The sequence below is a fragment of the Amycolatopsis japonica genome, from assembly GCF_000732925.1.
GTDB classification, from domain to species: domain Bacteria; phylum Actinomycetota; class Actinomycetes; order Mycobacteriales; family Pseudonocardiaceae; genus Amycolatopsis; species Amycolatopsis japonica.
Window position 1 is genome coordinate 2,168,807 of sequence record NZ_CP008953.1, and the last position, 26,136, is coordinate 2,194,942.

General features: G+C 69.2%; 31 protein-coding genes. 15 read left to right on the forward strand and 16 right to left on the reverse strand.

Annotated features, from left to right (window positions below; translation table 11 throughout):
* Positions 1-21 precede the first annotated feature (21 nt).
* Positions 22-1,395 carry a dihydrolipoyl dehydrogenase gene (lpdA, locus tag AJAP_RS10565; protein ID WP_037344695.1) on the reverse strand — a complete coding sequence of 458 codons (1,374 nt, stop codon included), beginning with the start codon at positions 1,393-1,395 and terminating at the stop codon, positions 22-24.
* 214 nt (positions 1,396-1,609) lie between these two features.
* On the opposite strand from lpdA, the gene AJAP_RS10570 reads away from it, so the two are divergent.
* Positions 1,610-1,954 carry a hypothetical protein gene (locus AJAP_RS10570; RefSeq protein WP_037345665.1) on the forward strand — a complete coding sequence of 115 codons (345 nt, stop codon included), beginning with the start codon at positions 1,610-1,612 and terminating at the stop codon, positions 1,952-1,954.
* A gap of 4 nt (positions 1,955-1,958) precedes the next feature.
* Here the strand turns inward: AJAP_RS10570 and AJAP_RS10575 are convergent, their stop codons facing one another.
* Both AJAP_RS10575 and AJAP_RS10580 read right to left on the reverse strand, forming a co-directional pair.
* On the reverse strand, positions 1,959-2,942 hold the full coding sequence (locus AJAP_RS10575) for an SMI1/KNR4 family protein (RefSeq protein ID WP_038510134.1): 984 nt from the start codon (positions 2,940-2,942) through the stop codon (positions 1,959-1,961).
* Between the two features lie 83 nt (positions 2,943-3,025).
* The gene (locus AJAP_RS10580) at positions 3,026-4,528 is read right to left on the reverse strand and encodes a leucyl aminopeptidase (protein WP_038510136.1); all 1,503 of its coding nucleotides are present in this window, start codon (positions 4,526-4,528) and stop codon (positions 3,026-3,028) included.
* Positions 4,529-4,660: 132 nt separating this feature from the next.
* On the opposite strand from AJAP_RS10580, the gene AJAP_RS10585 reads away from it, so the two are divergent.
* Entirely contained in the window at positions 4,661-5,530 is an 870-nt protein-coding gene (locus AJAP_RS10585; protein WP_038510139.1) for a hypothetical protein, read from the forward strand.
* A complete protein-coding gene (locus AJAP_RS10590) occupies positions 5,523-6,149 on the forward strand; it encodes a DUF402 domain-containing protein (protein WP_037344701.1) in 627 nt (208 codons plus the stop codon). Before AJAP_RS10585 ends, AJAP_RS10590 begins: the two co-directional genes overlap by 8 nt.
* Here AJAP_RS10590 and AJAP_RS10595 read toward each other — a convergent pair.
* Positions 6,146-6,457 (reverse strand): hypothetical protein, encoded by a 312-nt coding sequence (locus tag AJAP_RS10595; RefSeq protein WP_038510141.1) that lies wholly within the window; start codon positions 6,455-6,457, stop codon positions 6,146-6,148. The genes AJAP_RS10590 and AJAP_RS10595 overlap by 4 nt on opposite strands.
* Before the next feature lie 117 nt (positions 6,458-6,574).
* On the opposite strand from AJAP_RS10595, the gene AJAP_RS10600 reads away from it, so the two are divergent.
* Complete coding sequence (locus tag AJAP_RS10600) at positions 6,575-7,678, forward strand: branched-chain amino acid aminotransferase (protein WP_038510144.1); 1,104 nt, start codon at positions 6,575-6,577, stop codon at positions 7,676-7,678.
* A 96-nt stretch (positions 7,679-7,774) separates the two neighbouring features.
* On the opposite strand, the gene cobT is transcribed toward AJAP_RS10600, so the two are convergent.
* The gene (cobT, locus tag AJAP_RS10605) at positions 7,775-8,851 is read right to left on the reverse strand and encodes a nicotinate-nucleotide--dimethylbenzimidazole phosphoribosyltransferase (protein ID WP_038510147.1); all 1,077 of its coding nucleotides are present in this window, start codon (positions 8,849-8,851) and stop codon (positions 7,775-7,777) included.
* Between the two features lie 93 nt (positions 8,852-8,944).
* Between cobT and AJAP_RS10610 the strand changes: the two genes are divergently transcribed.
* On the forward strand, positions 8,945-9,613 hold the full coding sequence (locus tag AJAP_RS10610; protein ID WP_038510150.1) for an IspD/TarI family cytidylyltransferase: 669 nt from the start codon (positions 8,945-8,947) through the stop codon (positions 9,611-9,613).
* Here the strand turns inward: AJAP_RS10610 and AJAP_RS10615 are convergent.
* A complete protein-coding gene (locus AJAP_RS10615; protein ID WP_037344708.1) occupies positions 9,610-10,014 on the reverse strand; it encodes a hypothetical protein in 405 nt (134 codons plus the stop codon). The genes AJAP_RS10610 and AJAP_RS10615 overlap by 4 nt on opposite strands.
* Positions 10,015-10,184: 170 nt before the next feature.
* Between AJAP_RS10615 and AJAP_RS10620 the strand changes: the two genes are divergently transcribed.
* Genes AJAP_RS10620 through AJAP_RS10630 form a run of 3 tightly spaced genes read left to right on the forward strand, consistent with a single transcriptional unit; the run spans position 10,185 to position 12,002 of the window.
* Positions 10,185-10,934 carry a GntR family transcriptional regulator gene (locus tag AJAP_RS10620; RefSeq protein WP_038510153.1) on the forward strand — a complete coding sequence of 250 codons (750 nt, stop codon included), beginning with the start codon at positions 10,185-10,187 and terminating at the stop codon, positions 10,932-10,934.
* Positions 10,931-11,782, forward strand: coding sequence for a phosphoribosylaminoimidazolesuccinocarboxamide synthase (locus tag AJAP_RS10625; protein ID WP_038510157.1), 852 nt, complete (start codon positions 10,931-10,933; stop codon positions 11,780-11,782). Before AJAP_RS10620 ends, AJAP_RS10625 begins: the two co-directional genes overlap by 4 nt.
* Positions 11,775-12,002, forward strand: coding sequence for a hypothetical protein (locus AJAP_RS10630; RefSeq protein ID WP_038522789.1), 228 nt, complete (start codon positions 11,775-11,777; stop codon positions 12,000-12,002). The genes AJAP_RS10625 and AJAP_RS10630 overlap by 8 nt, the downstream gene beginning before the upstream one ends.
* Positions 12,003-12,074: 72 nt before the next feature.
* On the opposite strand, the gene AJAP_RS10635 is transcribed toward AJAP_RS10630, so the two are convergent.
* Entirely contained in the window at positions 12,075-13,064 is a 990-nt protein-coding gene (locus AJAP_RS10635; RefSeq protein ID WP_038510160.1) for an aldo/keto reductase family protein, read from the reverse strand.
* A gap of 57 nt (positions 13,065-13,121) precedes the next feature.
* Positions 13,122-13,778 carry a DUF3043 domain-containing protein gene (locus tag AJAP_RS10640; protein WP_038510163.1) on the reverse strand — a complete coding sequence of 219 codons (657 nt, stop codon included), beginning with the start codon at positions 13,776-13,778 and terminating at the stop codon, positions 13,122-13,124.
* A gap of 143 nt (positions 13,779-13,921) precedes the next feature.
* On the opposite strand from AJAP_RS10640, the gene AJAP_RS10645 reads away from it, so the two are divergent.
* Positions 13,922-14,299, forward strand: a complete 378-nt coding sequence (locus AJAP_RS10645) for a HesB/IscA family protein (RefSeq protein WP_005164197.1) — start codon at positions 13,922-13,924, stop codon at positions 14,297-14,299.
* 87 nt (positions 14,300-14,386) lie between these two features.
* On the opposite strand, the gene AJAP_RS10650 is transcribed toward AJAP_RS10645, so the two are convergent.
* On the reverse strand, positions 14,387-14,575 hold the full coding sequence (locus tag AJAP_RS10650) for a hypothetical protein (protein WP_016336059.1): 189 nt from the start codon (positions 14,573-14,575) through the stop codon (positions 14,387-14,389).
* 141 nt (positions 14,576-14,716) lie between these two features.
* Here AJAP_RS10650 and AJAP_RS10655 point away from each other — a divergent pair, with 141 nt between their 5' ends.
* Together AJAP_RS10655 and AJAP_RS42435 are read left to right on the forward strand one after the other, a co-directional pair.
* The gene (locus AJAP_RS10655; protein WP_143202733.1) at positions 14,717-15,706 is read left to right on the forward strand and encodes a carbohydrate kinase family protein; all 990 of its coding nucleotides are present in this window, start codon (positions 14,717-14,719) and stop codon (positions 15,704-15,706) included.
* A 107-nt stretch (positions 15,707-15,813) separates the two neighbouring features.
* On the forward strand, positions 15,814-16,365 hold the full coding sequence (locus AJAP_RS42435; protein ID WP_051972401.1) for an SMI1/KNR4 family protein: 552 nt from the start codon (positions 15,814-15,816) through the stop codon (positions 16,363-16,365).
* Here the strand turns inward: AJAP_RS42435 and AJAP_RS10665 are convergent.
* On the reverse strand, positions 16,354-17,010 hold the full coding sequence (locus tag AJAP_RS10665) for an alpha/beta fold hydrolase (RefSeq protein WP_038510170.1): 657 nt from the start codon (positions 17,008-17,010) through the stop codon (positions 16,354-16,356). The genes AJAP_RS42435 and AJAP_RS10665 overlap by 12 nt on opposite strands.
* A gap of 56 nt (positions 17,011-17,066) precedes the next feature.
* The gene (asnB, locus tag AJAP_RS10670; RefSeq protein WP_038510173.1) at positions 17,067-19,001 is read right to left on the reverse strand and encodes an asparagine synthase (glutamine-hydrolyzing); all 1,935 of its coding nucleotides are present in this window, start codon (positions 18,999-19,001) and stop codon (positions 17,067-17,069) included.
* Positions 19,002-19,193: 192 nt separating this feature from the next.
* Here asnB and ctaC point away from each other — a divergent pair, with 192 nt between their 5' ends.
* On the forward strand, positions 19,194-20,132 hold the full coding sequence (gene ctaC, locus AJAP_RS10675) for an aa3-type cytochrome oxidase subunit II (RefSeq protein ID WP_038510176.1): 939 nt from the start codon (positions 19,194-19,196) through the stop codon (positions 20,130-20,132).
* A 40-nt stretch (positions 20,133-20,172) separates the two neighbouring features.
* Entirely contained in the window at positions 20,173-20,592 is a 420-nt protein-coding gene (locus AJAP_RS10680; RefSeq protein ID WP_037344731.1) for a cytochrome c oxidase subunit 4, read from the forward strand.
* A 65-nt stretch (positions 20,593-20,657) separates the two neighbouring features.
* On the opposite strand, the gene AJAP_RS10685 is transcribed toward AJAP_RS10680, so the two are convergent.
* Entirely contained in the window at positions 20,658-21,533 is an 876-nt protein-coding gene (locus AJAP_RS10685; protein WP_038522794.1) for a DMT family transporter, read from the reverse strand.
* Between the two features lie 82 nt (positions 21,534-21,615).
* On the opposite strand from AJAP_RS10685, the gene AJAP_RS10690 reads away from it, so the two are divergent.
* On the forward strand, positions 21,616-22,578 hold the full coding sequence (locus AJAP_RS10690) for a GlxA family transcriptional regulator (protein WP_038510179.1): 963 nt from the start codon (positions 21,616-21,618) through the stop codon (positions 22,576-22,578).
* Here AJAP_RS10690 and AJAP_RS10695 read toward each other — a convergent pair.
* Positions 22,575-22,970, reverse strand: coding sequence for a cupin domain-containing protein (locus AJAP_RS10695; protein WP_037344733.1), 396 nt, complete (start codon positions 22,968-22,970; stop codon positions 22,575-22,577). The genes AJAP_RS10690 and AJAP_RS10695 overlap by 4 nt on opposite strands.
* A 52-nt stretch (positions 22,971-23,022) precedes the next feature.
* Here AJAP_RS10695 and AJAP_RS10700 point away from each other — a divergent pair, with 52 nt between their 5' ends.
* Positions 23,023-23,988, forward strand: coding sequence for a helix-turn-helix domain-containing protein (locus AJAP_RS10700; protein WP_038510183.1), 966 nt, complete (start codon positions 23,023-23,025; stop codon positions 23,986-23,988).
* 199 nt (positions 23,989-24,187) lie between these two features.
* Here the strand turns inward: AJAP_RS10700 and trpD are convergent, their stop codons facing one another.
* The 3 genes from trpD to AJAP_RS10715 all read right to left on the reverse strand — a co-directional run bounded on the left by trpD (position 24,188) and on the right by AJAP_RS10715 (position 26,135).
* Complete coding sequence (trpD, locus tag AJAP_RS10705; RefSeq protein ID WP_038510186.1) at positions 24,188-25,213, reverse strand: anthranilate phosphoribosyltransferase; 1,026 nt, start codon at positions 25,211-25,213, stop codon at positions 24,188-24,190.
* Positions 25,214-25,216: 3 nt separating this feature from the next.
* Entirely contained in the window at positions 25,217-25,657 is a 441-nt protein-coding gene (locus tag AJAP_RS10710) for a hypothetical protein (protein WP_038510189.1), read from the reverse strand.
* A gap of 61 nt (positions 25,658-25,718) precedes the next feature.
* Positions 25,719-26,135, reverse strand: a complete 417-nt coding sequence (locus tag AJAP_RS10715; protein WP_038510192.1) for a hypothetical protein — start codon at positions 26,133-26,135, stop codon at positions 25,719-25,721.
* Between the last annotated feature and the right edge of the window lies 1 nt (position 26,136).

Sequence of the window (26,136 nt, forward strand, 5' to 3'; positions counted from 1 at the left end):
TGGTTCTTCGACGGTGAGACGTCAGCTGTGGACGTGCAGCGGCTTGCCCGCCAGGGCGAGGAACGCTTCACCGAGGGCCTCGGTCTGCGTGGGGTGCGCGTGGATGAGCGGGGCGACGTCCTCGGGGAAGGCCTCCCAGCTGTAGATCAGCTGCGCTTCGCCGATCAGCTCGCCGACGCGGTCGCCCACCATGTGCACGCCGACGACCGGGCCGTCCGGAGCCTTGATCAGCTTGACCCCACCGGAGGTCTTGAGGATCTGGCTCTTGCCGTTGCCGCCGAGGTCGTAGGTGAAGGTGGTGACGTCGGAGCCGTACTTCTCCTTCGCCTGCGACTCGGTCAGGCCGACCGAAGCGACCTCGGGGTGCGAGTAGGTGACGCGCGGGATGCCGCTCTCGTCGATCACGCGCGGCTCCTGGCCGGCGATCTCTTCCGCGACGAAGATGCCCTGCTGGAACCCGCGGTGCGCGAGCTGCAGGCCGGGGACGATGTCACCGACGGCGTAGACGTTCGGCAGGTTGGTGCGCAGGCGGTCGTCGGTGAGGACGAAGCCGCGCTCCATCTTGACGCCGGCCTCCTCGTACCCGTGCCCGGCCGAGTTCGGGCCGCGGCCGACGGCGACCAGGAGCAGGTCGGCTTCGAGCGTCTCGCCGGACTCCAGCGACACGCTGACGCCGTTGTCGTCCTGCTTGGCGCCGGTGAACCGAACGCCGGTCTTGAAGGCGATCTTGCGACGACGGAAAGCGCGCTCGAGCTGCTTGGACGCGTACTCGTCCTCGTTCGGGACCAGGCGGGGCAGCGCCTCCACGATGGTGACGTCGACGCCGAAGGACGCCCAGACGGACGCGAATTCGACACCGATGACACCACCGCCGAGGACGATGGCCTTCTTCGGGATGTAGTCCAGCGAAAGCGCCTGCTCGCTGGCGATGATGCGCCCGCCCAGCTCCAGGCCCGGCAGCGTCCTCGAGTACGAACCGGTGGCGAGGATGACGTTCTTGCCGGTGTAGCGGGTGCCGTCGACCTCGACGGTCGTGCCGCCGACGAACGTCCCGGTGCCCTCGACGAGGTTCACCTTGTGCGCCTTGGCCAGGCCCTGGAGGCCCTTGTACAGGCGCGAGATGATCCCGTCCTTGTACTTGTTGACGCCGGCGATGTCGATGCCTTCCAGCACGGCCTTCACACCGAAGGTCTCGGCGTCGCGGGTCTCGTCGGCGACCTCCGCCGCGTGCAGGAGGGCCTTGGTCGGGATGCAGCCTCGGTGGAGGCACGTCCCGCCAAGCTTGTCCTTTTCGATCAGGGTGACGGAAAGGCCCAGCTCGGCCGCGCGGAACGCGGCGGCGTAGCCGCCCGATCCGCCACCCAGGATCACAAGGTCGGCGGAGGTGTCGGTCACTTCAATAACTCCTCGGCAAGCGGTAGGGGTGGTGCTCTGGCGCCGCTCCGCGCGGTATACGCGCGCGCGGACACTTGCCATCTTGTCACTACGTGTGGAGAGGCTGCGACCTAGGCCGCGTGCTGTGACCCACGGGACACGGTCCACGCGGACCGCCACGCTGAGCACACGCCCGCGTCGGGATAATGGACATCGGACGCGAATGGGAAGTGAGGTGGTCGGAGTGGGTCTGTTCGACTCGCTGCGCCGGCGCTCTAAGGGCGGGCAAAAGCCCGGTACGCTGCGGAAAGCCTCGTCAAACGACTTCAAGCATCTTGAGGACTGGGCGTCGTCACGGACCGGTGTCGAGGCGTACGTGGAGCCGAAGACCAACGTCACCGAGACCACGGTCGTCCTCATCGCCCATGACGGTGAGTGGACCCGGCGCCGGATCGAGAGCCTGGACGCGGCGCAGCAGTTCGGTCACAAACGGTCGATCCCCGTGTACGAGGTGGCGCGGGTCGGCTACCCGAAGCGGATGCGGGAGTACACCGAGCGGAAGAAGCGCGGCGAAGCCTGACGCCTCACGCGGATTGCGCCAAAAGGAGCAAGTGCCGCTCCAGCAGCGCCCGGAACGTCGGATGCACCGTCGTGCCCAGCGCCGGGTCGATCTCGACCGTCCGCCACTGCTCGCCCGCGGCCGTCAGCAGCACGACGGCCGGTTCCGAGATCACCACGACGCCGCCTTCCGCGCGCAGTTCCGCCGTCCCGAGCAGCCGGGGGAAGACGACGTCCGCGGGAAGGCCGTCGCAGGTCAGGAGGAATTCGCGGTAGTCGTCGGGCAGCCGGAGCCCGAGCCGTGCCTCGGCCGCGTCGATGGTGCGGAGCGACGCCGCCGGGGGAGCGGTCCCGCCGCCGCGCAACCGGAGGATGCCCCCGATCATTTCGCGCCAGGAGCCGGTGTCGGGCGGGTAGCGCTCGTACAGCGCCGCGACCAGCGCCCCGGCGCACAGTTCCGTCCAGTCGCCGAGCCCGAGCGGGTCCGCGCCCGCGGCGAGCCGTGGCGCGAGGCGCCGGGTCGCGGCGAGCACGGCGACGTCGGGGCGGCCCTGTCGCGACGCGATCTCGGCCCAGCCGTCCAGGTCGCCTCGCGCGACGGCCTCACGCAACCGATCCGGCCGCGACGGCCCGAGATGCGACACGGCCTCGCCGATCGGGGAGCCGCCGAGCAGACCGTCGAGATCGGACACGCGCCGGGCGAGGTGGTCGTCGTGGGCGCGTTCCTCGGCGTCGAGATCGAGCGGGATCATCGCCGCAGCCCAGTCCGGGTGCGCTCCCCGCGCTTCGAAGAGCATCGCCCACGCACGGGCTTGCACGGCGCCGGGGATCAGCGCCGTGATCGGGCGTTCGGTGAGCGCGTGCCAGTGCGTGACCAGCCGGTCGGCGTCCGCCATCGCCCCGGATGCGGCGAACAGCAGCGCCGCGTGCGCGATCCGGTCGTCGAGCGTCGCGTCGTCTCCGCTGAGCACGTCCCTGATCGCGCCTTCGAGATACGCGTCCCTGTCCACGGCACCGACCTTGCCATAAAGCGCGTGAAGGCCTCCTTCCCTCTGCTCAGCCGAGGGAAGGAGGCCTTCACGCGCGAAAAGGATCAGCCGTTGGCGGCGATGTCCGCGAGGACGGCGGCGATGGTGCGGACCGGGACGCCGGTGCCGCCCTTGCCGGTGTAGCCCCACGCGCCGGCGGTGTTGAACGACGGGCCCGCGATGTCGATGTGCGCCCAGGGCAGGCCCTCGGTGACGAACTCGCGCAGGAAGATGCCCGCCGCGAGCATGCCGCCCCAGCGGTGCCCGGTGACGTTGGCCAGGTCGGCGAGACGCGAGTCGAGGTCGGCGCGCAGCTCCTCCGGCAGCGGCATGGCCCAGCCGCCCTCACCGGTGGCCTGCGCGATCGAAGCGATCCGGTCGCGGAACTCGTCCGAGCCCATGACGCCCGCGGTGCGGTTGCCGAGCGCGACGACCTGCGCGCCGGTCAGCGTCGAGGTCTCGATCAGGTAGTCGGGGTTCTCCTCGCCCGCGCGCACGATCGCGTCGGCCAGCACGAGACGGCCTTCGGCGTCGGTGTTGAGCACCTCGACGGTCTTGCCGCCGTACATGCTGAGCACGTCGCCCGGCCGGTACGAGGTGGCCGAGGGCAGGTTCTCCGCCAGCGGGATGTGCGCGACGACCTCGAGCGGGTACTTCAGCTTCGCGGCCAGCACCACGGAGGCGAGCACGGCGGCCGCGCCCGACATGTCCGAGGTCATGTGGTCCATGTTCGCGGCGGGCTTGATCGAGATGCCGCCCGAGTCGAAGGTGATGCCCTTGCCGACCAGCGCGACCTTCTTCGACGCCTTCGCGGGCTTGTAGGCGATGCGCAGCAGGCGCGGCTGCCGCGACGAACCGCCGCCGACGCCGAGGATGCCGCCGAAGCCCTTGCGCTTCAACGCCTTCTCGTCGAGGACCTCGAAGTCGAGGTTGTTCGCCTCGGCCAGGGTCTTCGCGCGGTCGGCGAAGGAGGCCGGGAACAGGTCGTTCGGCGGGGTGTTGATCAGGTCGCGGGCGATGATGACCGACTCGGCGATCAGGGTGGCGGCCTTCAGCGTCGCCTTGTGGTCCTTGGCGGTGCCCTCTTCGGGGCTCACGAAGTCGACCTTCGCGACCGGGCCGTCGCCCTTCTCGGAGCGGTACTCGGTGAAGTTGTAGGCACCGAGCACGGTGCCCTCGACGGCGGCCTGGAGGTCGATCGCCGACAGCGTGACGAACGCGCGGTCGGTCCCGCTCAGCGCCCGCGCGGCGGCACCGGCGGCCCGGCGGACCTGCTCGGCGGTGACGCCGTCCGCGCCCGCCTTGCCGAGGCCGACGGCCAGCACGACACCGGCGGACAGCTTGCCCAGCGTCGGCACCTTGACGACCTCGTCGGCCTTGCCGGAGGCGCCGAGGGTGCCGAGGACCTCGGCGAGCTTGCCGTCGAAGGCGGCGTCGGCGACGGAGGAACCGGCGGCGAGAGCCAGACCGTCCTCACCCTGCAGGGCGCCGATCACGACGACGTCGGCGCGCGTCTTGGCAAGCGCCGCTTCGGCGTTCTCGGTCAGGGCAAGCTTCGGCACGGTCACTTCTGGCTCCTCGCGCGTTCGCGGTGGTACCGGGCGGCCGCCCGGTTGGATCGTGAGCCATGCTAATGACAGTGGGACCTGGGGGAACAGCGGGGCCGAGCAGGTGACTGGACGAACTGGAAGGGCGACGGCGTGCGACTGGCTGGCGGTCTGCTCATCGCCCTGGCGGTGGGCACCTCTGGAGCGGACTACTGGGTATTCGTCGCGGTCGTCGTCGCGGCCGTCCTCGCCGTCGCCGCGGAGGCGTTGCTGCCGCCGCTGGGCGACACCCGGCCCGAGCGGATCGCGGGCTCCGTTTCCCGGCTGGGCCTGGTCCTGGTCTTCGCGACGACGTTCGGGCAGTACGTCTTCCCGTCCGCGCCGGGAGCCGCCGCCGCGGTGTTCGCCGCCGTGGTGACCGTCGCCGACCTGGCCGGAGTCCGTCTCGGCGACTACGCCGCCCGCTGGGTCACCGGGCTGTCGCTGGCCGCCGCCGCGTCGCTGATCGCGATCTGCGTGGGCATTCCGCCGTTGGCGCAGTTCATCGCGCCGGATCCGCCGTCGGTGCCCGGTCTCGGCCTCGCCGTGCTGGTACTGCTGCCGTTCCTGCTGCCCCGCCGCCCCGGCGCCGGCCGGGCCGCCGCGGTGGGCGCGGTGGCCGTCGCGATCACGGCCGTCGCCCTCTACCAGCTGGGACCGATCCGGCTGGGGCTTTCGGCGACCTCGTTCCGCGAGCTCCTCGCCGCGGCCGACGCGGTCTCCCTGCTGCCGGTGCTGACCGTGGTGGCCGCCGTGGTGACCGTGCCCGTCGCGATCGACGCCTTCACCGAGGGCAGGGAACGGCTTTCCCCGGAACGTCCGAAGGCGACACTCGCTTGTGGACTGATCGTGGCCGTCGCCGCCTTCTTCGCTGGGCCGGTCGTGGCCCTCGCGCTCGCGGGAGTGGGAACGCTCGCCGAACTGGTTCTGCGGGTCCGCGCCCGTCGGTACCGTTCGAAGAGTGACCGTTCAAGGCGTGCATGATCCTCTCTGGACCCCGGGCGACACGGTCGTCGAACGTTTCCTGCGACCGGACGGCTCGATCGGCCAGCACCACCCGCTGCGTGTCATCGCCGACGACGGCACCGTGCTGCTCGGCTGGCTGCCCGCGGACACCCCGATCGTCGGCAGCAGGCTCGCCGACGGACGGCTCTTTCGTGAAGCGCCCCTGGAAGAGCGGTTCCGGGTGCCGAGGGTGCGCGTGGCCGATTTCTGGCGCGACACGTCGACGCTGCGCCGCATCGCCGACGACGAATGGTCCTCGGTCTGGTGGTTCTTCGACGCCGACGGCCACTTCCTGAACTGGTACGTCAACCTCGAGGTCCCGCTGGGGCGCACGCCGTCCGGTCCCGACCGGATCGACGGCATCCTCGACGTCGCCGTGGAGCCCGGCGGGCGCTGGCAGTGGAAGGACGAGGACGAGGCCGAGGAGGCCGTCCTCGCCGGCCGCATCACCGCGGGTCAGCTCGAACGCCTGCGCGCCGAGGGTGAGCGGATCGGGGCGCTCGCGGACGCCGGGCGGTTCCCCTTCGACGGGACGTGGACCGACTTCCGGCCCGACCCGGACTGGCCCGCGCCCGGCCTCCCCGACGGGTTGCTCTAGCTCACCTGCAGAAGCAGGAGCAGCACCAGCACGACGTTGATCACCGTGAGGACGACCACCGACTTGGTGGACAGCTCACGCGGGAACACCTTGCCGTGGATGTGCTTCCACCAGAAGATGCCGAAGAACCCGGCGATCAGGCCGAGGAACGCGCCGAAGCCGCTGTCGAGCAGGGCCCAGCCGTCCATCATCAGCACGCCGGTGCCGAAGGTGAGCAGCACGGCCGTCACGAAGGTCTTGACGTCGGCCCCCTTGCCGGGAGCGGCGGGAGCGGCCGGGTGAGCGGGCTGCATCTGGTTGTACGTCACGCCGCCATCCTAGGGGCGCGACCCCTCGCGTGTTCGTCGTGACGGACAGATCGAGGGAGGTAAAGATATGCGGACGTCCGACTAACGTGGGTCCGACCAAGCGTTATCGTCTTAGGCATGACGACCTCGACGCAGTTCAACCACCTCCCGCACCCGAGCCCCGCGAGCCCGGAACGCGTCGCGGACGTATTGGCCGCACCCGGTTTCGGGTTGCACTTCACCGACCACATGGTGACCGTGAAATGGAGCGCCGAGCAGGGCTGGCACGACGCGACCGTCGGGCCGTACGCGCCCTTCTCGCTCGACCCGGCCACCTCCGTGCTGCACTACGGCCAGGCGATCTTCGAAGGCCTCAAAGCGTACCGCCAGCCCGACGGCACGATCGCGGCGTTCCGCCCCGACGCGAACGCGATCCGCTTCCGCAACTCGGCCGAGCGCCTCGCCATGCCGCAGCTGCCGGTGGAGACCTTCCTCGACTCGATCCGCGAGCTGATCGCGGTCGACAGCCGCTGGGTGCCGACGAAGCCGGGCGAGTCGCTGTACCTGCGGCCGTTCATGATCTCCACCGAGGCCGGGCTCGGCGTCAACCGGCCCGCGAACGAGTACCTCTACGCGCTGATCGGCTCGCCCGCGGGCTCGTACTTCTCCGGCGGCGTGAAGCCGGTGAGCGTGTGGCTCTCGACCGAGTACGTGCGCGCCGTCCCCGGCGGCACCGGCGAGGCGAAATGCGCGGGCAACTACGCGGCGTCCTTCGTCGCGCAGGCGCAGGCCGTGGAGAAGGGCTGCGACCAGGTCGTGTGGCTCGACGCGGTCGAGCGGCACTGGGTCGAGGAGATGGGCGGGATGAACCTGTTCTTCGTCTTCGGGTCCGGTGACGAAGCCCGCGTCGTGACCCCGGAACTGACCGGCTCGCTGCTGCCGGGCGTGACCCGCAAGTCGCTGCTGGAGCTGGCGAAGTCCTTCGGGCACCACGTCGAGGAGCGGCGCATCTCCACCGAGGAGTGGGAGAAGGCGGCGGCTTCGGGTGAGCTGACCGAGGTGTTCGCCTGCGGGACCGCGGCGGTCATCACGCCGGTCGGGCACGTGAAGCACGCGGGCGGCGAGTTCTCCGTCGCGGGCGGGCAGCCCGGCGAGCTGACGATGAAGCTGCGCGGCGCGCTGACCGGGATCCAGGAGGGCACCCGGCAGGCTCCGGAAGGCTGGATGTACCCGCTGGGCTAGCGCCCCAAGTCCGTGAAGGCCCCCTTCCCTACCTTGAGCGTAGGGAAGGGGGCCTTCACGGACTTACGCATTTAGAGGACTAAATGCGGCGTGGGGTCAGGCGGAAGGGGTTTCGATCAGCGGCCCGCTGACCCCGGCCTGCTCGTGGGTGGCCATCTCCGCGAGCACCCGCGTCGCCATGAACACCAGCGGCAGCGCCACGACGGCACCCGTTCCCTCGCCGAGGCGTACGTCCAGGTCCAGGATCGGCTCCAGGTCGAGGTGTTCCAGTGCCAGCGCATGCGCGGGTTCGCCGCCGCGCTGGCCCGCGGTCCACCACTGCCGCGCGCCCGGGACGAGTTCCTCGGCGACCAGCGCGGCCGCGGAGGCGACCAGGCCGTCCAGGATCACCGGCGTCTTCCGCAGCGAGGCCTGCGCGAGGAAACCCGCCATCGCGGCGATGTCCGCGCCGGCGGCGGTGCGCAGCAGCGCGACCGGGTCGGCCAGCACGGTCCTCGCCCGCCGCAGCGCGTCACGGACCGCCGCGGCCTTGCGCATCCAGGCGTTGTCGTCGATACCGGAACCGCGGCCGACGACGGCCACCGGTTCGCTCCCGGTCAGCGCCGCGACCAGTACCGAGGCCGGGGTGCTGTTCCCGATCCCGAGGTCGCCCGCGATGAGCAGGTCGGCCCCGCCGTCGACCTCGGCGTCGGCGATCGCCCGGCCCGCGCGGACCGCGGCATGCGCCTCTTCGTCGGTCAGCGCGTCTTCGACGTCGATCGAGCCGGATCCGCGCCGCACCTTGAACTCGCCGATCGACCGCGTCGCGGGGGCGTCGCTGTCGACGGCCATGTCGACGACCCGGACGCTCGCGCCCGCCGAGGCGGCCAGGACGTTGATGGCCGCGCCACCGGTCAGCATGCTTCCGACGAGTTGCGCGGTGACCTCACCCGGATAAGCAGAGACGCCCTTCGCGGCGACACCGTGGTCCCCGGCGAAGACCACGACCCGCGGCCGCGTGAACGGCCGCGGCGGCGACTGGCCCTGGCAGGCCGCGACCCAGACGCCCAGTTCTTCGAGCCTGCCCAGCGAACCGGCCGGTTTGATCAGTTTCGTGTGCAGGGCGATCGCCGCCGAACGCGCGTGTTCATCAGGCTGCTCGACTTCGGCGAACTCGAGGTTTTCGTAGTCCAACGCCCTGCCCCTTCGGATCGCTTTGGTGGCCGGGCCCAACCTACCCACCCGGCTGTGCCAGAGTTGCCTGTGGCTCAGACGAAGGCCGCCGGGGTGGTGCTCGCGAGCGGAGCGGGTACCCGGGTCGGCGCGAAGCTCAACAAGGTCTATCTGCCGGTGGCGGGCAAACGGGTCGTCGCGTGGTCGCTCGACGCCTTCGCGCGCGTGCCCGGAATCGACGTGCTCGTGCTGGTCATCCGGCCGCAGGACACCGAACTCGCGCACGAGGTGCTCGCCGCGCATCCGGGCGAGGTCGAACTCGTCCACGGCGGCGCGACACGGCAGGGTTCGGAGCTGAACGCCTTGCGCCACATGGCTTCCCGCATCGAGAGCGGTGAGATCGACGCGGTACTGCTGCACGACGCGGCCCGCCCGCTCGTCACCCCGGAACTGATCGCGGACGTCCTCGACGGCACGCGGCGCCATGGGGGAGTGGTGCCCGGCGTCGCGGCGGACGACATCGTGCGCGTCGACGGCGACACCGTTTCCGGTGCGCTGCCCGGGGCGATCAGGGTGCAGACACCGCAGGGTTTCCGCGCCGCCCCGTTGCTCGAGGCGTACGAAACGGCCGAGCGTGAGGGTTTCGTCGGCACGGACACGTCTTCGTGCATGGAAAGGTTCTCCGCGCTGCCGGTGCGGTGGGTTCCGGGCAGCGCGGAGAACCTCAAGATCACCTACCCGCACGACCTCGTTGTCGCCGAGCAGGTGATCGGCCGAGGTTAGGGATCTCCCTGGTCGGCCTTGGTCGGTATGGCGGGCAGGACGGTGACCGGCCGTCGCGCCTCCATCGGGATCACGCAGTCCGGATGTGGTTGCAGCAGCTGGATCGGCGCGGCGGTGTCGCCGGGCGGCGGAATGGTGAGCACGGCGCGCAGGGTCCAGTCGGCCGTCGAGTGGTACTGCCAGGACACGAGCGCCGGCCGGAAGACGTCGGTGTCGGCGACCGTGGTGACGCGGAAGGCGCTCGCCCGTTCTTCCCCGCGGAGGATGAGGACGTCGGCGCAGGTGTCCCACTGGAACACCGCGGCACAGACCTCCGGCTCCTCCCGGGGGCCGAAGATGTAGACGACCCACCGGCGTCTTCGAAGCTCTTCGAGCAGTTCGTCGATGCTCAGATGGTTCATCGAGCCCCCCAACGGGTTTCGGGAACTTCTCGGAGAGTAACAGGTGTACTAGAGCACCGTCCAGAATGTGTACTAGTACGTAATAATGGGGTGTGAGCAGGATCCTTGGTGCTCGCCCATTGGTGTGCTAGAACGCTTGTGCGCACCGCGCGACCTTGTGAGGAGTCACCTTGCCCGCCGTCGATCGACCCGAACCGCCGTATCTCCAGATCGCGGGGAACATTCGCGACGACATCGTTTCGGGCAGGCTCAAGGAAGGCGACGCGGTTCCGTCCGCGCGCGAGATCGCCAGGAACTGGAACGTCGCGATGGCGACGGCGATGAAGGTGCTTTCGACACTTCGCGCCGAAGGTCTGGTCCGCGCGGTACGCGGGATCGGGACAGTGGTGCAGACCAGGGCGCTGCATCGGTCCGCGCACGATCGGACGATCTCGATCGCGCGAACCGGCAAGGTCTATCCGCCGGGCCACTACGCGAAAATCCGCGAAGCTGGCCTCCTGCCTGCGCCGGACAGGGTGGCGGGCGCGCTCGGAATCGATGAAGGTGCTCCGGTGATCCGGCGGCGAAGGACCACGTACGCGGCCGAAGGCAGGCCGGTGTCGACGTCGGTTTCGTGGTTCGACGGAGCTGTCGCGTCGAAGGCGCCTTTGCTGTTCGAGCCGGTGCGGATCGTCGAAGGCACGGTCAAATACGTGGCGGACCGGACGGGCCGGGTACTGACCGCGACTCATTCTCAGCACGCCGCGGGGCTGGCGGGTGCCGAGGAGGCGGCGGAACTCGGCGTGGCCGAAGGTTCGGCGATTCTGTTGAGTCGCAACAGGTTCTTGTCCGCCGAGGGTGACGTACTCGAGTACGGCGAATCGGCGGCCTTGCCGGGCCACTGGATTTTCTACGAATACAACATCGAGGACGGGGCATGAAGCACATTCACGCGGGTAAGGTCCGGGACCTTTACGAAATCGACGGCGACATTCTGCTCGTCGCGTCGGATCGCGTTTCGGTCTACGACGTCTCGCTGCCGACCCCGATCCCGGACAAGGGCGCGCTGCTGAACCAGCTTTCCGCCTGGTGGTTCGAAAAGATGGCCGACGTGGTGCCGAACCACGTCGTTTCCACGACCGACGTGCCCGCCGAATTCGCCGGCCGCGCCATGCGCTGCAAGCCGCTGAAGATGATCCAGGTCGAGTGCATCGCGCGCGGCTACCTCACCGGTCTCGGGATGCGCGAATACCAGCGTGACGGCAAGGTTTCCGGGGTCGAGCTGCCCGCCGGTCTGGTCGAGGCGGACAAGCTGCCCGAGCCGATCTTCACGCCCACGACGAAGATCTCCGACACCGGTCACGACGAGTTCATGACCTTCGCCGACGTCGTGAACGAGATCGGCCAGGAGACCGCGGACCGCATCCGCGAGCTGACGCTCGAGGTCTATACCAAGGGCGCGGAGCACGCGGCGAAGAACGGCATCATCATCGCCGACACCAAGATCGAATTCGGGTTCGACGCCGACGGCGTGCTGACGCTCGGGGACGAGGTCCTCACGTCGGACTCGTCGCGGTTCTGGCCCGCCGACGAGTACGAGCCGGGCCGGACGCAGCACGCGTTCGACAAGCAGTTCGTCCGTGACTGGTCCACCACGACCGGCTGGGACAAGACGCCGCCAGGACCCGCCATCCCGGCCGAGATCGTCGAGGCGACCCGCAAGCGCTACACCGAGGTCTACGAAAGGATCACCGGGAACACCTGGATTCCCGGTGGTGGTCATGCCTGAACAGCAGGTCTACGACCCGTACCGGCTGATCGACGACGTCGAGGGCCTGCTGATCCAGCGGGGCCACGCGCCGGAGCGGCTCGACGGCCGGACCGGTGACCGGGTCGCCGGCGCGAGCAGATTGTTGCGGGGCTTGGGAATCGATCCCTTGCGCGCGCCTGGTGACGCGCTCGACCTCGACGGTCAGATCGCGTACCAGTCCCGCGTGCACGGCGACTGAGGTGTGTCGCAGTTAGTCGGCTAAATGCGGGAAAAGCGTCCGCATTTAGCCGACTAACTGCGTTCCGGGGGATCAGGGGGAGCGGGTCAGCGTCGGGTCGGTCTCGGTGACGCCGTCGAGAGCCTCGTCGATCGCGGCGAGCAGATCCGCGTCCAGCTTCACGCCTGCCGCCTTCACGTTCTCGTGCACCTGCTCCGGCCGCGAGGCGCCGATGATCGCCGAAGCGACGTTCGGGTTCTGCAGCACCCACGCCACGGCCAGCTGGGCCATCGTCAGGCCCGCCTTCTCCGCGATGGGCTCGAGCCGTTGCACGCGCTCGAGGACGTCGTCGTTGAGGAAGCGGGCGACCATGTTGGCGCCGCCCTTCTCGTCGGTCGCGCGGGAGCCCTCGGGCAGCGGCTGACCGGGCTCGTACTTGCCGGTGAGCACGCCCTGCGCGATCGGCGACCAGACGATCTGGCTGAGCCCCTCACGCTCGGAGGCCGGGACGACCTGCGCCTCGATGACCCGCCACAGCGCGTTGTACTGCGGCTGGTTCGAGATGAGGGGCACGTTGAGCTCGCGCGCGATCGCCGCGCCCTGGGTGATCTGCTCGGCGGTCCATTCGGAGACGCCGACGTAGAGCACCTTGCCCTGGCGGACGAGGTCGGCGAAGGCGAGGAACGTCTCTTCGAGCGGGACGGTCCGGTCGAACCGGTGCGCCTGGTAGAGGTCGACGTAGTCGGTGCCGAGGCGCTTCAGCGAGGCGTGCGCCGATTCCATGATGTGCTTGCGGCCGAGGCCCTGGTCGTTCGGGCCCTTGGGGCCGGTGGGCCAGTAGACCTTGGTGAAGATCTCCAGGCTCTCGCGGCGCAGGCCCTTCAGGCCGCGGCCGAGTACCGATTCGGCGGCCGTGTTCGCGTAAACATCGGCGGTGTCGAAGGTCGTGATGCCGACGTCGAGCGCCGCCTTGATGCAGGCCTGGGCCTGGTCCTCTTCCACCTGGGACCCGTGGGTGAGCCAGTTGCCGTACGAGATCTCACTGACATTGAGGCCGCTGCGGCCCAGTCGTCGAAACTCCATGGGCGCGACTCTACCCCAGGCCGTTAGCGTCGCTAACGACCTGGGTTTCGCCTGTTCTCAGACCTTGTCGCCGGGGCTCACCCGCGGCTTGGGGACCCGCAGCTTGCGGATCTGGCTCGCCCGGATGAAGGAGTACCAGCCGACGGAGGTGCCCTTGACCGTCTCGTTCGGGAACTTCAGGCGGACCATCTTCGCGATCCGGCGCCCGCTGAGGAAGCCTTCGACGATCATGCCGAGCAGCATCACGGTGCACAGCAGCGTCGCGTACCGCTGGACCTCGGGGTACGGCAGGATCAGCGCGACGAACACCAGGATCGCCAGCGGCATGAACAGGCCGAGCAGGTTGCGCCGCGAGTCGACCAGGTCACGGATGTACGCCTTGACGGGGCCGCGGTCGCGGGGGAGCAGGTACTTGTCCTCGCCCGCCATCATCCGCTCGCGGCGTTCCTTGGCGGCGTTGCGCTGCTTCGCCTTGTACTCCGGGTCGGCTTTCGCGGACTTGCGGAGTTCCTTGTTGCGCTTCATCGCCTCCCGCATGGTGGTCGGCGGGGGCGCCACCGGGCCGCGGCGCTTGGCTTCGGCCTCACGCCGTTTGGGCGTGGCCTTGCCTTTGCCGGGCGTATACGCCTTGGCCTGGACCTCGACGGCCTCGGTGTCGGGCGTCTCGGTGTCCGTCGTGGCGGAGTCTGTGGTGCTACGGCGCAGGAACCTCACCTCACCAGGGTAGTTGCAGGCGTCACGGTGCCACGCACCAGGCCGAGCGATATGTCACCATGGAGGGGAACAGATCGGGACTCCGACGTGTTGGACCATGTGCAAGACGAGTACCCGCAGCGAGTTCGACCAGAGGGAGAACCATGACGACCGCTGAGCAGGCAGCCGCAGCTCAGGCCGAAACCGCCGAGGAGACCCACGGCGTCACGTTGACCGACGCCGCCGCCGTCAAGGCGAAGGCCCTGCTCGAGCAGGAGGGCCGCGACGACATGCACCTGCGCATCGCCGTCCAGCCCGGTGGGTGCGCCGGCCTGCGCTACCAGCTGTTCTTCGACGAGCGCACGCTCGACGGTGACCTCTTCCGTGACTTCGACGGCCTCCGCGTGGCCGTCGACCGGATGAGCGCGCCGTACGTGTCGAGCGCCGTGATCGACTTCGTCGACTCGATCGAGAAGCAGGGCTTCACGATCGACAACCCCAACGCGACGGGCAGCTGCGCCTGCGGCGACAGCTTCCACTGATCCGCGTCGAGGCATGAAGAAGGGCCGCGAACCTCACCCAGGTCGCGGCCCTTCTTCATGCTTGCGGCTTTTCGAAGCCGCCGCGGATCAGACGTAGGCGTCCAGATCGGCGACCTGGGCGAGGCAACGCTCGTCCACGGTCCAGGGCGGAGCGCTCTCCCGGGGCAGGGGCATGTTCTCGGCCTGGAGGGACGACGGGATACCGGCACAGTCGGCGATGAGTTCGCCGATCGATTCCGGTTCGAGGTGATACGCGGAAGTGGTCACGAACGACAAGCTAATGACTCATCGTGGAGTCGGACACCACTACCAACCGGTAGTGTTGATGGCCGTGCCTGAAGCAACCCGTATGGGGCATGACCTGCGGGTAACTTAGCCGTCCTCGCTCCCGCGGGGCCGACCGAACAAGGAGAACCGGTGGCAGCCAGCGCCAGGATCGCAGTATCCGGCAGTATCGCAACCGACCATCTCATGCACTTCCCGGGCAGGTTCGCCGAGCAGCTCATCGCCGAGCAGCTGCACCGGGTGTCCCTGAGCTTCCTGGCGGACGATCTCGTCGTGCGGCGGGGCGGGATCGGCGCGAACATCGCCTTCGGTCTCGGGGTGCTGGGCAAGAGCCCGATCCTGGTCGGCGCGGTGGGCTCCGACTTCGCCGACTACCGCTCGTGGCTCGAGCGGCACGGCGTCGACACGGCCGGGGTGCTGGTGTCCGAGGTCGCGCACACCGCCCGGTTCGTCTGCACCACCGACGAGGACCTCTGCCAGATCGCGACCTTCTACGCCGGCGCGATGGCCGAATCCCGCAACATCGAACTGGCGCCGGTCGCCGCGCACGCCGGTGAACTGTCGCTCGTGCTGATCAGCCCGGACGACCCCGAAGGCATGGTCCGGCACGCCGAGGAATGCCGCCAGCGCGGCTACACCTTCGCCGTCGACCCCTCGCAGCAGCTGGCCCGGATGGACGGCGCGCAGGTGCGCGGGTTCATCGAGGGCGCGAAGTACCTGTTCAGCAACGACTACGAATGGGAACTGCTGCTGCAGAAGACCGGCTGGACCGAGGCCGAGGTCCTCGACCGCGTCGGCATGCGGATCACGACGCTCGGGGAGAAGGGCGTCGAGATCATCGGCAAGGACGGCCTCGCGCTGCAGATCGGCGCCGTCCCGGAACGCGGCAAGGTCGACCCGACCGGCGTCGGCGACGGCTTCCGGGCCGGGTTCATCGCGGGTATCGACGGCGGGCTCAGCCTGGAGCGTTCGGCGCAGCTGGGCTCGCTGATCGCCGTGCTGGTGCTGGAGACCGTGGGCACACAGGAGTGGTCCTTCGACCGCGCTGACGTCCTGGGCCGGCTCAAGGAGGCCTTCGGGCCGGAGTCCGCCGAGGAGATCGCGGCGATCCTGCCGGAGTGAGCTGAAGGGGACTTTCCCCTCATGTGATGCAGCGAAGGGGCCCTTCACCGCGTGAGACGCGGGGAAGGGCCCCTTCAGCCCACCTGCGCCGGTACGACGACAAGTTCGTGATCTTCGGCGCCCACACACACCTGTATCACAGCCAACCGCAGGACGAAGCCGAGGTCACGGCAGCCGAGGCCGATCTCGGCGTCGAGTTCCCGGCCGACTATCGCGACTTTCTGTGCCGGGTCGGCGCCGGTGCCGGGCCCGATCACGGCCTGCTGGGCATGGCCGAGCTGCGAGAGTGGGCCGAGGATCTGAATCCGGCCGAAGAATTCCCGTTCACCGCGGCAGACGCTCGCCGGGTTCACCAGGAGTGGCGTGACTCGGTGCGCGATCCCGATGGTGGCTGGTTCAAGGGCATCGAGGTGAGGTCCGACCTGCCTGGTTGTGTCGCCATCAGCGAACAGGGCTGCAGCGGTTTCACGATGCTGGTCACCACCGGCGAGCTGGCGGGATCGCTGTGGGACATGGACGAGTGGGGCTGGATGCCCGCCCACGCCGACCGCTCGGGCAGCCCCGGCCCGGACGAAGTGATCGACCTAGGGCCCACGCCGACCTTCGAGGCCTGGTACGACGCCTGGCTCACCGAGTCCCTGAAGCGGCTATCGCCGTGATCCGGTCAGGATCCCGCAGATTTCGGCAGGCCGGGACATCTGCGGGCAGTGCCCCGCGTCGATCTCGATCGCGGTGACCCCGAGTCGTTCCCGGGCCGCCCGCCGCAGCCAATCCGGCCGGAGAGTGCGGTCCCGAGTGGGGACGATCACCGTCGACGGGATCTCCGGCGCCGCCCCGGCGGGATGCGCCGCGAGCACCGCCGGGTCGAACAGCCTCAGGCTGTCGAGCGCCAGCCGTTCGGTCTCGGGATCGCAGTCGTGGAAGAGGAATTCCGACGCCTTCGCGGGATCCGCCGTCGGGTCCACGCCGATCCAGTCCGGTTCGAGGACGGACCGCGCCTCGTCCCGCAGGCTCCGCCCACCGGCGAAATCGGGGATGTAGGCGGCGACCCACACCAGCGCCCGCGCGTCGAGGGCTTCGGCGATCGCGGGCAGCAGGACTCCCGCGCCGGAATGCGCCACGACCACCGGCCGCTCGCCGTCATACTGGTCTCGCGCGTGCTGCGCGTAGCCCTCGACCGGCAGTTCTCGCGGGGTCAGCAGATCCACCGCGATCGTGCGGTGCCCGGCGGCGGCGAGCAGCTTCGCCACCCTGTCCCAGCCCGCCGGGCTCTGCGTCGTGCCGTGCACGAGGACGAAGTCCATCGCTCCATGCTGGCCTCCACCGGGTGAACGGTGAAGGCCAGCCGCACGAGTCGTGACTAGAGTTTCACCGGGTAGACGGGTTCCGGAACCTCGGGCTTGATGCGGTTCTCGACGAAGATGCCGTGCCACAGCATGAACACCAGCAGCGCCCACAGCTGACGGCTGCGGTCGAGCTGCCCGGCCTTGTGCTCTTCGAGCAGCGCCAGGACGGCCTTCTTGTCGAGCAGCGCGTCGGTCTGCGAGTCCGAGATGATGCCCTTGGCCCAGTCGTACATCTCGTTGCGCAGCCACAGCCGGATCGGCACCGGGAAGCCCAGCTTGCGCCGGTTCAGGACGTGGCCGGGGATGATCTTCGCCAGTGCCTGGCGCAGCGCGTACTTCGTGGTGCCGTGCGCGAGCTTCTGGTCGAGCGGGATGGTCGAGGCGACCTTGAACACCTCGGCGTCGAGGAACGGCACGCGCAGTTCCAGCGAGTTCGCCATGGTCACCTTGTCGGCCTTGACCAGGATGTCGCCGCGCAGCCAGGTGTAGAGGTCGACGTGCTGCATGCGCGCGACCGGGTCCCAGTTCTCCGAGATCTTGTACCAAGGCGCGGTGACGTCCTTGAAGCCGATCCCGTCCTCGTACGTGCGCAGCACCTTGCGGAGCTGGTCGTCGCGGAAGTTGCGCGCGTTGCCGTAGTAGCGGTCCTCCAGCGGCAGCGCCCCGCGCCGCAGCAGGTCCTTGCCGCGGGTGCCCTCCGGGATCTTCGTGGAGACCTTGCCGATGATCTTCCGCATCCCGCCGGGGATCTTCTCGAACGGCGCCAGCGAGATCGGCTCGTTGTAGATCGTGTAGCCGCAGAAGAGCTCGTCGGCGCCTTCGCCGGACAGCACCGCCTTGACGTGCTTGCGGGCTTCGCGCGCGATGAACCAGAGCGGCACGAGCGCCGGGTCCGCCACCGGGTCGTCGAGGTACCAGACGATGAGCGGCAGCGCCTCCATCATCTCGTCCGCCGACACCGTGCGGACCACGTGCTTCACGCCGATCGCGGCGGCCGATTCGGCGGCGACGTCGACCTCGGAGTAACCCTCGCGCTCGAACCCGGTGGTGAAGGCGATCAGGTTCGGGTTGTGCTCCTTGGCCAGCGTCGCGGTCGCCGTGGAGTCGATGCCGCCGGAGAGGAACGCGCCGACCGTGACGTCCGGGTCGGAGATCATGTGCTTGCCGACCGAGTCGCGCATCACATCGGCGATGCGCTCGTACAGCTCGTCGGCCTCGGCCTGGCTGTTCACCGGCTTCGCATTGAACGTGGGGTGGAAGTAGCGCGTGAACTCGACGTCACCGCCGGGGACCACCCGGAACGACGTGCCGGACTCGACGCGGCGGATACCGGTGTGCATCGACTCGGGTTCCGGCACGTACTGCAGCACCAGGTAGTGCTGCAGGGCCGTCTTGTCCAGCTCGTCCTGGACGCCGAGCACGCTCGAAAGCTCCAGCAGGCTCTTCTTCTCGCTGGAGAAGGCGACCTTGCCGGGGCCTGCCGAGTAGAACAGCGGCTTGATGCCGAACGGGTCCCGCGCGCCGAAGACGACCTTCTCCTGCGAGTCCCAGATCAGGAAGGCGAACATGCCGCGCAGCTTCTTGACCGCTTCGTCGCCGAGGTAGTGGTACGCCGCGACGATGGCCTCGCCGTCACCTTCTGTGGCGAATTTCGCACCGTGCCCGGCGGCCAGCTCGTCACGCAGCTCTTTGTAGTTGTAGATCTCGCCGTTGAAGTTCAGCGTGTAGCGCTCCGGAGCCTCCGGCGGACCCCACACCAGTGGCTGGTGGGCGTGGTCGACGTCGATGAAGGCCAGCCGGTTGAAGCCGTAGACCACCTCGGCGTCGGCCCAGGTGTCGTGCTCGTCGGGGCCGCGGTGCCGCTGGCAGCGCATGGCCGCGTCGACGGCGTCACGGGCGCTCGCAGCGTCGGCTTCGGTCGAACAGATCAGTCCAAGCAGGCCGCACACGTCTAGTTCACACACCTCTTGTTGGCCGAGCGGGGAGAAGGGCCCAGTATGCCGGTGGGTGTGTACACCCGGATGTGGTGGGGGATACGCGTGTTGGGGTCACCCCTTGGTCAGCGCGGCGTCGCAACTCGGCTAGGCTCCGGCTGTCACAAAGATCGGTCGAGGAGGCTCTGGGTGAAAGGGCAAGGCGCAGTGGGAAATCCAGAGCGCATCCCGGTTAAGCGGGCTGGTCGCGTCGCAGCGCTCGCCGCGCTGGTGATGCTGACCGCGACGGGCTGTTCCGGGGACGAGATCCTCCGCTTCGGCTGGCCGGTCGGGGTGACCCCGCAGGCGCACGACATGCGCACCTTGTGGACGTGGACCGTCATCGCCGCGCTGGCCGTCGGTGTCATCGTGTGGGCGCTGATCTTCTGGACCGCGATCTTCCACCGCAAGAAGAAGACCGCCGACGGCGCGGAAGAGGAACTGCCCCGTCAGTTCCAGTACAACATCCCGCTGGAGATCTTCACGGTCGTCGTCCCGACGATCATGGTCTGCGTGCTGTTCTTCTTCACCGCGACCACCGAGAACCGCGTGCTCGCCGAGACGGAGAACCCGGACGTCACGGTCGACATCGTCGCGTTCCAGTGGAACTGGGAGTTCAAGTACAAGAGCGACTCCAAGAACCACGAGGACCCCGAGATCACCACGGTCGGCAGCTCGACCGAGATCCCGCTGCTGGTCCTGCCGACGAACAAGACGATCCAGTACAACCTGCGGTCGGCCGACGTCATCCACTCGTTCTGGGTGCCGGAGTTCCACTTCAAGCGGGACGTCATGCCGGACCCGGAGAAGAACAACCAGGACTTCACCTTCCAGAACTCGATCGACAAGGAAGGTTCGTTCGTCGGCCGCTGCGCCGAACTGTGCGGCACCTACCACTCGGGGATGAACTTCGAGGTCAGGGCGCTCTCGCCGGACAAGTACGCGCAGTACATCCAGCTCCGCGGCACCGTGAACCCGAAGAGCGGCAAGCCGAACACGGCTTCCGAAGCGCTGACGGCGATGAACTGCGGCGACCTGTGCTCGCCCTACGCCGTCACCACCACCCCGTTCAACACCGACCGCACCGCGCGGGTCGCGTCCAACTGACCCGGCTGTTCGAGCCCGAAACAGGAGTGAGGCAACGTCCATGAAGGTCGAAGGACGGATTTTCTTCCTCGTCGCGGTCTTCTCCGTCATCGTCGCGGGTATCTACGCGTACATGACCGGAACGATGACCCGGGACGGCGTCGAGCCGGTCGGTGTGGTGGCCCTGATCCTCACCGGTGGCCTGGCCTTCCTGGCCGGGAGCTACCTGCAGTTCGTGGCGCGGCGCATCGAGCCGCGGCCGGAGGACCGGGAAGACGCCGAGATCAGCGACGGTGCCGGTGAGCTGGGCTTCTTCAGCCCGGGCAGCTACTGGCCGATCGGTCTCGCGGCGGCCGCCGCGCTGACCGGTGTCGCGCTCGCGTTCTTCCACGTCTGGCTGCTGATCATCGCGCTGGGCCTGGTCATCATCGCCATCGGCGGGCTGGTGTTCGAGTACCACACCGGTCCGAACCACGAGTGACGTTCTGACGCCGGAAGCGGCGCCTCGGTCTTCGGACCGGGGCGCCGCTTTCCGCATTCAGAGGACTAAACGCGGGCGGGTTGGCGTGCCTCCGCGCGTTTCGGGGCCAGCGCGGCCGCCAGGACGGCCAGCATCCCCACCCCTTCCGGCCAGGTCGGCCGGTGCCCGTAGGCGAGGACGTCGACGACCACCGCGACCACCGGATAGACGTAGGACAGCAGCGCCACCGTCGTGGTCGGCAGCTTCCCGATGCTCGCGTACATGAGCACGTACATCAGCGCGGTGTGCACGGTTCCCAGCAGGACCAGCCACAGCAGCCCTGAGGTGTCCGTGGGCAGCGGCGTGACCAGCAGGGCGGGTGCGAGCACGATCGTGCCCGTCACGAGCTGTACGGCCGCGAGGACGTGCGGACGGACGTGCGTGAGCTGCTTCGCGACGAACGAGGCGCCGGCGTAGAGCGCGGCCGCGCCGAGGGCGAGCGCGATCCCCGCCAGCCGTACGGGCTTGCCGTCGGCGCCGTGCGCGGACAGTGAGATGAGGGTCACTCCGCCGAACGCGATCAGCGCCCGGACCAGCTGGCTCTTCGCCATCTTCTCGCCGAGGAACGCCGCGGCGAGACCGACCAGCATCAGCGGCTGCGTGTGGTAGACGACGGTGCTGACCCCGATCGACGACAGCGAGTACGAGGCGAACAACAGCACCCAGTTCCCGACCAGGAACAGGCCGCCGAGGACGGCGAGCAGCAGGTCGCGTCGGCTGAGCGTCCACGGGCGCAGCCAGCCGCGAGCCGCGCTCCACACCAGGAGCAGCAGACCGCCGACGAGGCTCCTCGCGAACGCCACGGCGGGGGCGTCGGCGCCGCTTTCGAGGACGACGGCGCCGATCGTGCCGGACAGCGCCATCGCGGCCGTCCACTGCAACACGGGGTTGTTCTTGTTCATGGCGACCACTTTCGCCCTCGTGTCCGCGTTCAACCAGTGTCAGAGATGACATCGACCGCAAAACTTGTGACACACTGCCCGGATGGATGTGAAGAAGGTCGCGGTGGTGCTCGCCGACCAGGTCTCGCCGTTCGAACTCGGCGTCGCCTGCGAGGTCTTCGGCACAGATCGCAGCGCCGACGGCATCGAGGGCTGGGACTTCGCGGTCTGCTCGCCCGGCGGCGCGAACGTCCTGAGCTGGTCCGGCTTCGGGCTCGACGGCCTGCGGGGCCTGGACTTCGCGGCGTCCGCCGATCTGCTGATCGTCCCGACCTGCGCACCGCGCAGCGCGAGCCCGCCGGAGCCGGTGCTCGAGGTCCTGCGCGACGCGGCGAGCCGGGGCGCCTGGGTCGCGGGCTTCTGCGCGGGCGTCTTCTCGCTCGGCTACGCGGGGCTGCTCGACGGGCGCAATTGCACCGTCCATTGGGTCTACGAACAGGAGTTCCGGTCGCGTTTCCCGACGGCGAAGGTGGATCCGAAGGCGTTGTACGTCGACGACGGCGGCGTTCTCACCAGCGCGGGAACCGTGGCCGCAGTCGACCTGTGCCTGCATCTCGTGCGGGAGCTGCGCGGTGTCGTCGCGGCCACGACGCTGGCCAGGCGGATGGTCGCGGCGCCGCACCGGGTCGGCGGGCAGGCACAGTTCGTGCAGGCGCCGGTGCCCGAGACCGCCGCGCCGGACGACACCGTGCTCGCCGAAGCGCTCGAATGGATCGAGCGGCGATTGGACCAGCCGTTCACCGTCGCGGAGCTCGCCCGTCGCAGCGGGCTGGGGGAGCGCACGTTCCTGCGCCGGTTCTCGGCGGCCACCGGGACGACGCCGCACCGATGGCTCACCGAGCGCCGCCTGGACCGTGCGCAGTCCTTGCTCGAAGAAGGCCGTCTGTCCATTGAGGACATCGCGGTCGCCTGCGGATACGCCTCGGCCGCCGCGCTGCGGCATCAGTTCGGCAAGCTGAGGGGGACCAGCCCGAGCGCGTACCGCAGGACGTTTTCCGCAGGCTAGAAGGAGATTTCCTGTCCAACTGTCACTTGGACGTGGTCGGGGACCTCGTCGTGCTCGTCGCCGACGGAGAGCGTGCCGGTCGGCTCGAACAGCAGCAGCGACGCACCGTCCACTGAGGACGGTTTGTGGAACGTCCCGCGCGGGACGACGAAAACCGAACCGCGCGGCAGCGTGACGACGCGTTCGCCGCCCTCCTCGCGCAACGCGATGTCCAAGGTGCCGTCGAGCACGAGGAAGAACTCGTCGGTGTTCTCGTGGACGTGCCAGACGTGCTCGCCCGCGACCTTGGCGAGACGGACGTCGTAGTCGTTGACGTGGGCGACGATCCGGGGGCTCCAGATCTCGTCGAACCCGGCCAGCGCGGTTTCCAGATCGATCGGCTGCTTGCTCATACCCCGATCCTCGTCACTGGACCGCCGGAGGAGTGAGTGCTAGGAATCGCATATGTCGCATGATTCCTCGCACAAGGTCGCCATCCTGGTCGACGAGGGCTCCAACCCCTTCGAAATGGGCGTCGCGACCGAGCTCTTCGGCCTGCGGCGGCCGGAGCTGGGGAGGCCCTGGTACGACTTCACGGTGTGCGCGGCCGAGCCGTCCGTGCGGATGCATCTGGGCATGTTCACCCTCAGCGGGGTCGCCGGGCTCGAAGCCGCGGAGACCGCCGACACGGTGATCGTGCCCAACCGGCCCGATCCGGAGAGCCCGGCCAGGGAATCGGTGCTGAAGGCCGTTCGCGCCGCGTCCGAGCGGGGTGCCCGGCTGGTGAGCTTCTGTACGGGCGCCTTCACCCTCGCGCAGGCGGGGGTCCTGGACGGGCGCCGCGCGACGACGCACTGGAAGTGGGCGGGGCTCTTCCGGGAGCTGTATCCCGAAGTGCTGCTGGAGCCGGACGTGCTCTTCGTCGACGACGGCGACGTCCTGACCGCGGCGGGCAGCGCGGCCGCGCTCGATCTGGGGCTGCATCTGATCAGTCGTGACCACGGCGCCGAGATCGCGAACGCGGTGAGCAGGCGGCTGGTGTTCGCCGGGCACCGTGATGGCGGGCAGCGGCAGTTCGTCGAACGTCCGCTGCCGCCGGTGCCGGACACGTCGCTGGCGCCGGTGCTCGCGTGGGCGCGCGAACGGCTGGACCGGCCGCTCACCGTCGCCGACCTCGCCGCGCGGGCGGCGGCCAGCCAGGCGACGCTGCACCGGCGGTTCCGGGCCGAACTGGGCACGACGCCGCTGGCGTGGCTCACGACGGAACGGATCGCGCTGGCGTGCCGGCTGATCGAGCGCGGGGAGCAGCGGCTGGACCGGGTGGCGCGGGCTTCGGGTTTCGGGACCGCTGCGAACCTGCGTACGCAGCTTCGGCGCGCTACGGGACTGACGCCTACGGCTTACCGGGCGCGCTTCAGCACCGCTTCGTGAGTCCGGTCGCCAACGCCATGAAAGGTCCTTTCCTTGCAAAATTTGCAAGGAAAGGACCTTTCATGGCGCTCTCTTGAGGGGTGGGGTCCGGCGGGGTGCCGACGGTCGCGGAATGTCATGAAAGGGTCGTTCAAGACGAAAAACGTCCTGACCGCCCCTTTCATGGCGTTGGCGGGACCGAGGGCAGAGCGGGCGCAGGTCAGGCGAAGGCGATCCACCGGTTCAGCAGGTCCGCCGCGGCGCCCGAATCGATGGCCGACGCCGCTCGTTCGAGCCCGGCCGCCAGATCGTCTTCCAGTGACGCCGAGAACCCGGCGAAAGCCGCCAGCGCGGCCGCCGAGTTGAGCAGCACCGCGTCCCGCACCGGCCCGGTCTTCCCGGCCATCACCTGACGGAACACGTCGGCGTTGTGGGCGGCGTCCCCGCCGCGCAGGTCGTCCGCGGTCGCCCTGGCGATGCCCAGCGAAGCGGGGTCGAAGCTCCGCTCGGTGATCTCGCCGCCGGAGATCACCCACACCGAACTCGTGGTCGTGGTGGTGAGCTCGTCCAGGCCGTCGTCGCCGCGCACGAGCAGCACGGTCATGCCGCGCCGCGCGAACACCTCGGCCAGCACGCGGGTCTTGTCCTGATAAGCGCAACCGATGAGCGAACTGCGCGGCTGCGCCGGGTTGGTCAGGGGACCCAGCAGGTTGAACGTCGTCGGCACGCCGAGCTCGCCGCGGGTCGGGCCCGCGTGGCGCAGGGCCGGGTGGAACTTCGGCGCGAAGCAGAAGCCGATGCCCAGCTCGTTGACGCTGCGCTGGACCGTCTCCGGCGGCAGGTCGATCGTGACGCCCAGCTCCTCCAGCACGTCCGCCGCGCCGGATTTCGACGACGCGCTCCGGTTGCCGTGCTTGGCCACCGGGGCACCCGCCGCGGCCGTCACCACCGTGGCCATGGTGGAGATGTTGACCGAATTCGACCGGTCGCCGCCGGTGCCGACGATGTCCACCGACGGCCGGTCGATGGTGACCCGTTTGGCGTGCGCCAGCATGGCGTCGGCCATGCCGGAGATCTCCGCCGGTGTCTCACCCTTCGCGCGCAGCGCGACGGCGAATCCGGCGATCTGGGAGGGCGTCGCCGCCCCGCTCATGATCTGGTCCATCGCCCACGCGGTGTCCTCCTCGGACAGATCCGCGCGCGCGATGAGCTGGTTGAGCAGGGACGGCCAGGTCTTGGCGGTCACGGCTCAGCCGTGCACGGCCGGCACCCGCCGGGCGCGCAGCACGTCGGCGACGGTCTCGGCGGCGGTCAGCGGGTCGAGCGGGTGGACCAGCACCGCGTCGGCCTGCGACCAGGTCGCGAGCCAGCGGTCGTCCTTGCGCCGCACCGTAACGATGATCGGCGGGCAGTCTGTGTCATCACCAGCCCGGCCCGCCCCCACCCCGATCTCGTTCTTCAGCTGACGGGTCAGCCCGATGCCACCGGTCGGCTGGGCCTCGCCGTCGAGGATGGCCAGGTCCACGTTGCCCGCGTCCATCTCGACGAGGACCTCGGAGATGCCGGACGCCTCGGTGTAGTCCACCCGGCCGAGGTCGGCGGCGGGCCTGCGGCCGACGGCGTTGATGATCGCCTCGCGCACCTCCGCCTTGTGGCTGAACACCAGGATCCGCATCGCCTGCTCGCCCATGAGCGCGCCTCCGCCTCGTCTAGTCATGTCGACCCCGCGATGTTATCCGCCATGACCGACATCACGTGGACGCACCCGACGGCTGGAGCGCGTCCCAGCCCAGGGAGTCGCCGCCGAGCCGTTGCGCGAGCCCCGCCATCCGTGACCGTTCCTGCGCGCAGTGCAGCGCGTCGAGGGTCTGGACGCGCAGTGCGTGCGCGAGGGCGAATTCCCCGTCGGGTGCCTGTTCTCGCAGCTCCCAGCCGTCCTGGGCGAGGATCGAGGCCGCCTCCGCCACCTTTTCGGGCGGCAGCTTCAAGTGATGGCGCAGGATCGCGGGCGCTTCGGCGACCCAAGCGGGTGATCTCGCCAACGCCGAAGAGTCCGCCTCGGCCGGATCGAACGCCTCCACGACGATCTCCACGCCGGGCGTGTCGATCGTCAGGCTCGGCGCGGAAGGCTTCCTGACCAGGTCACGAAGCCGATCTAGTAAACCCATG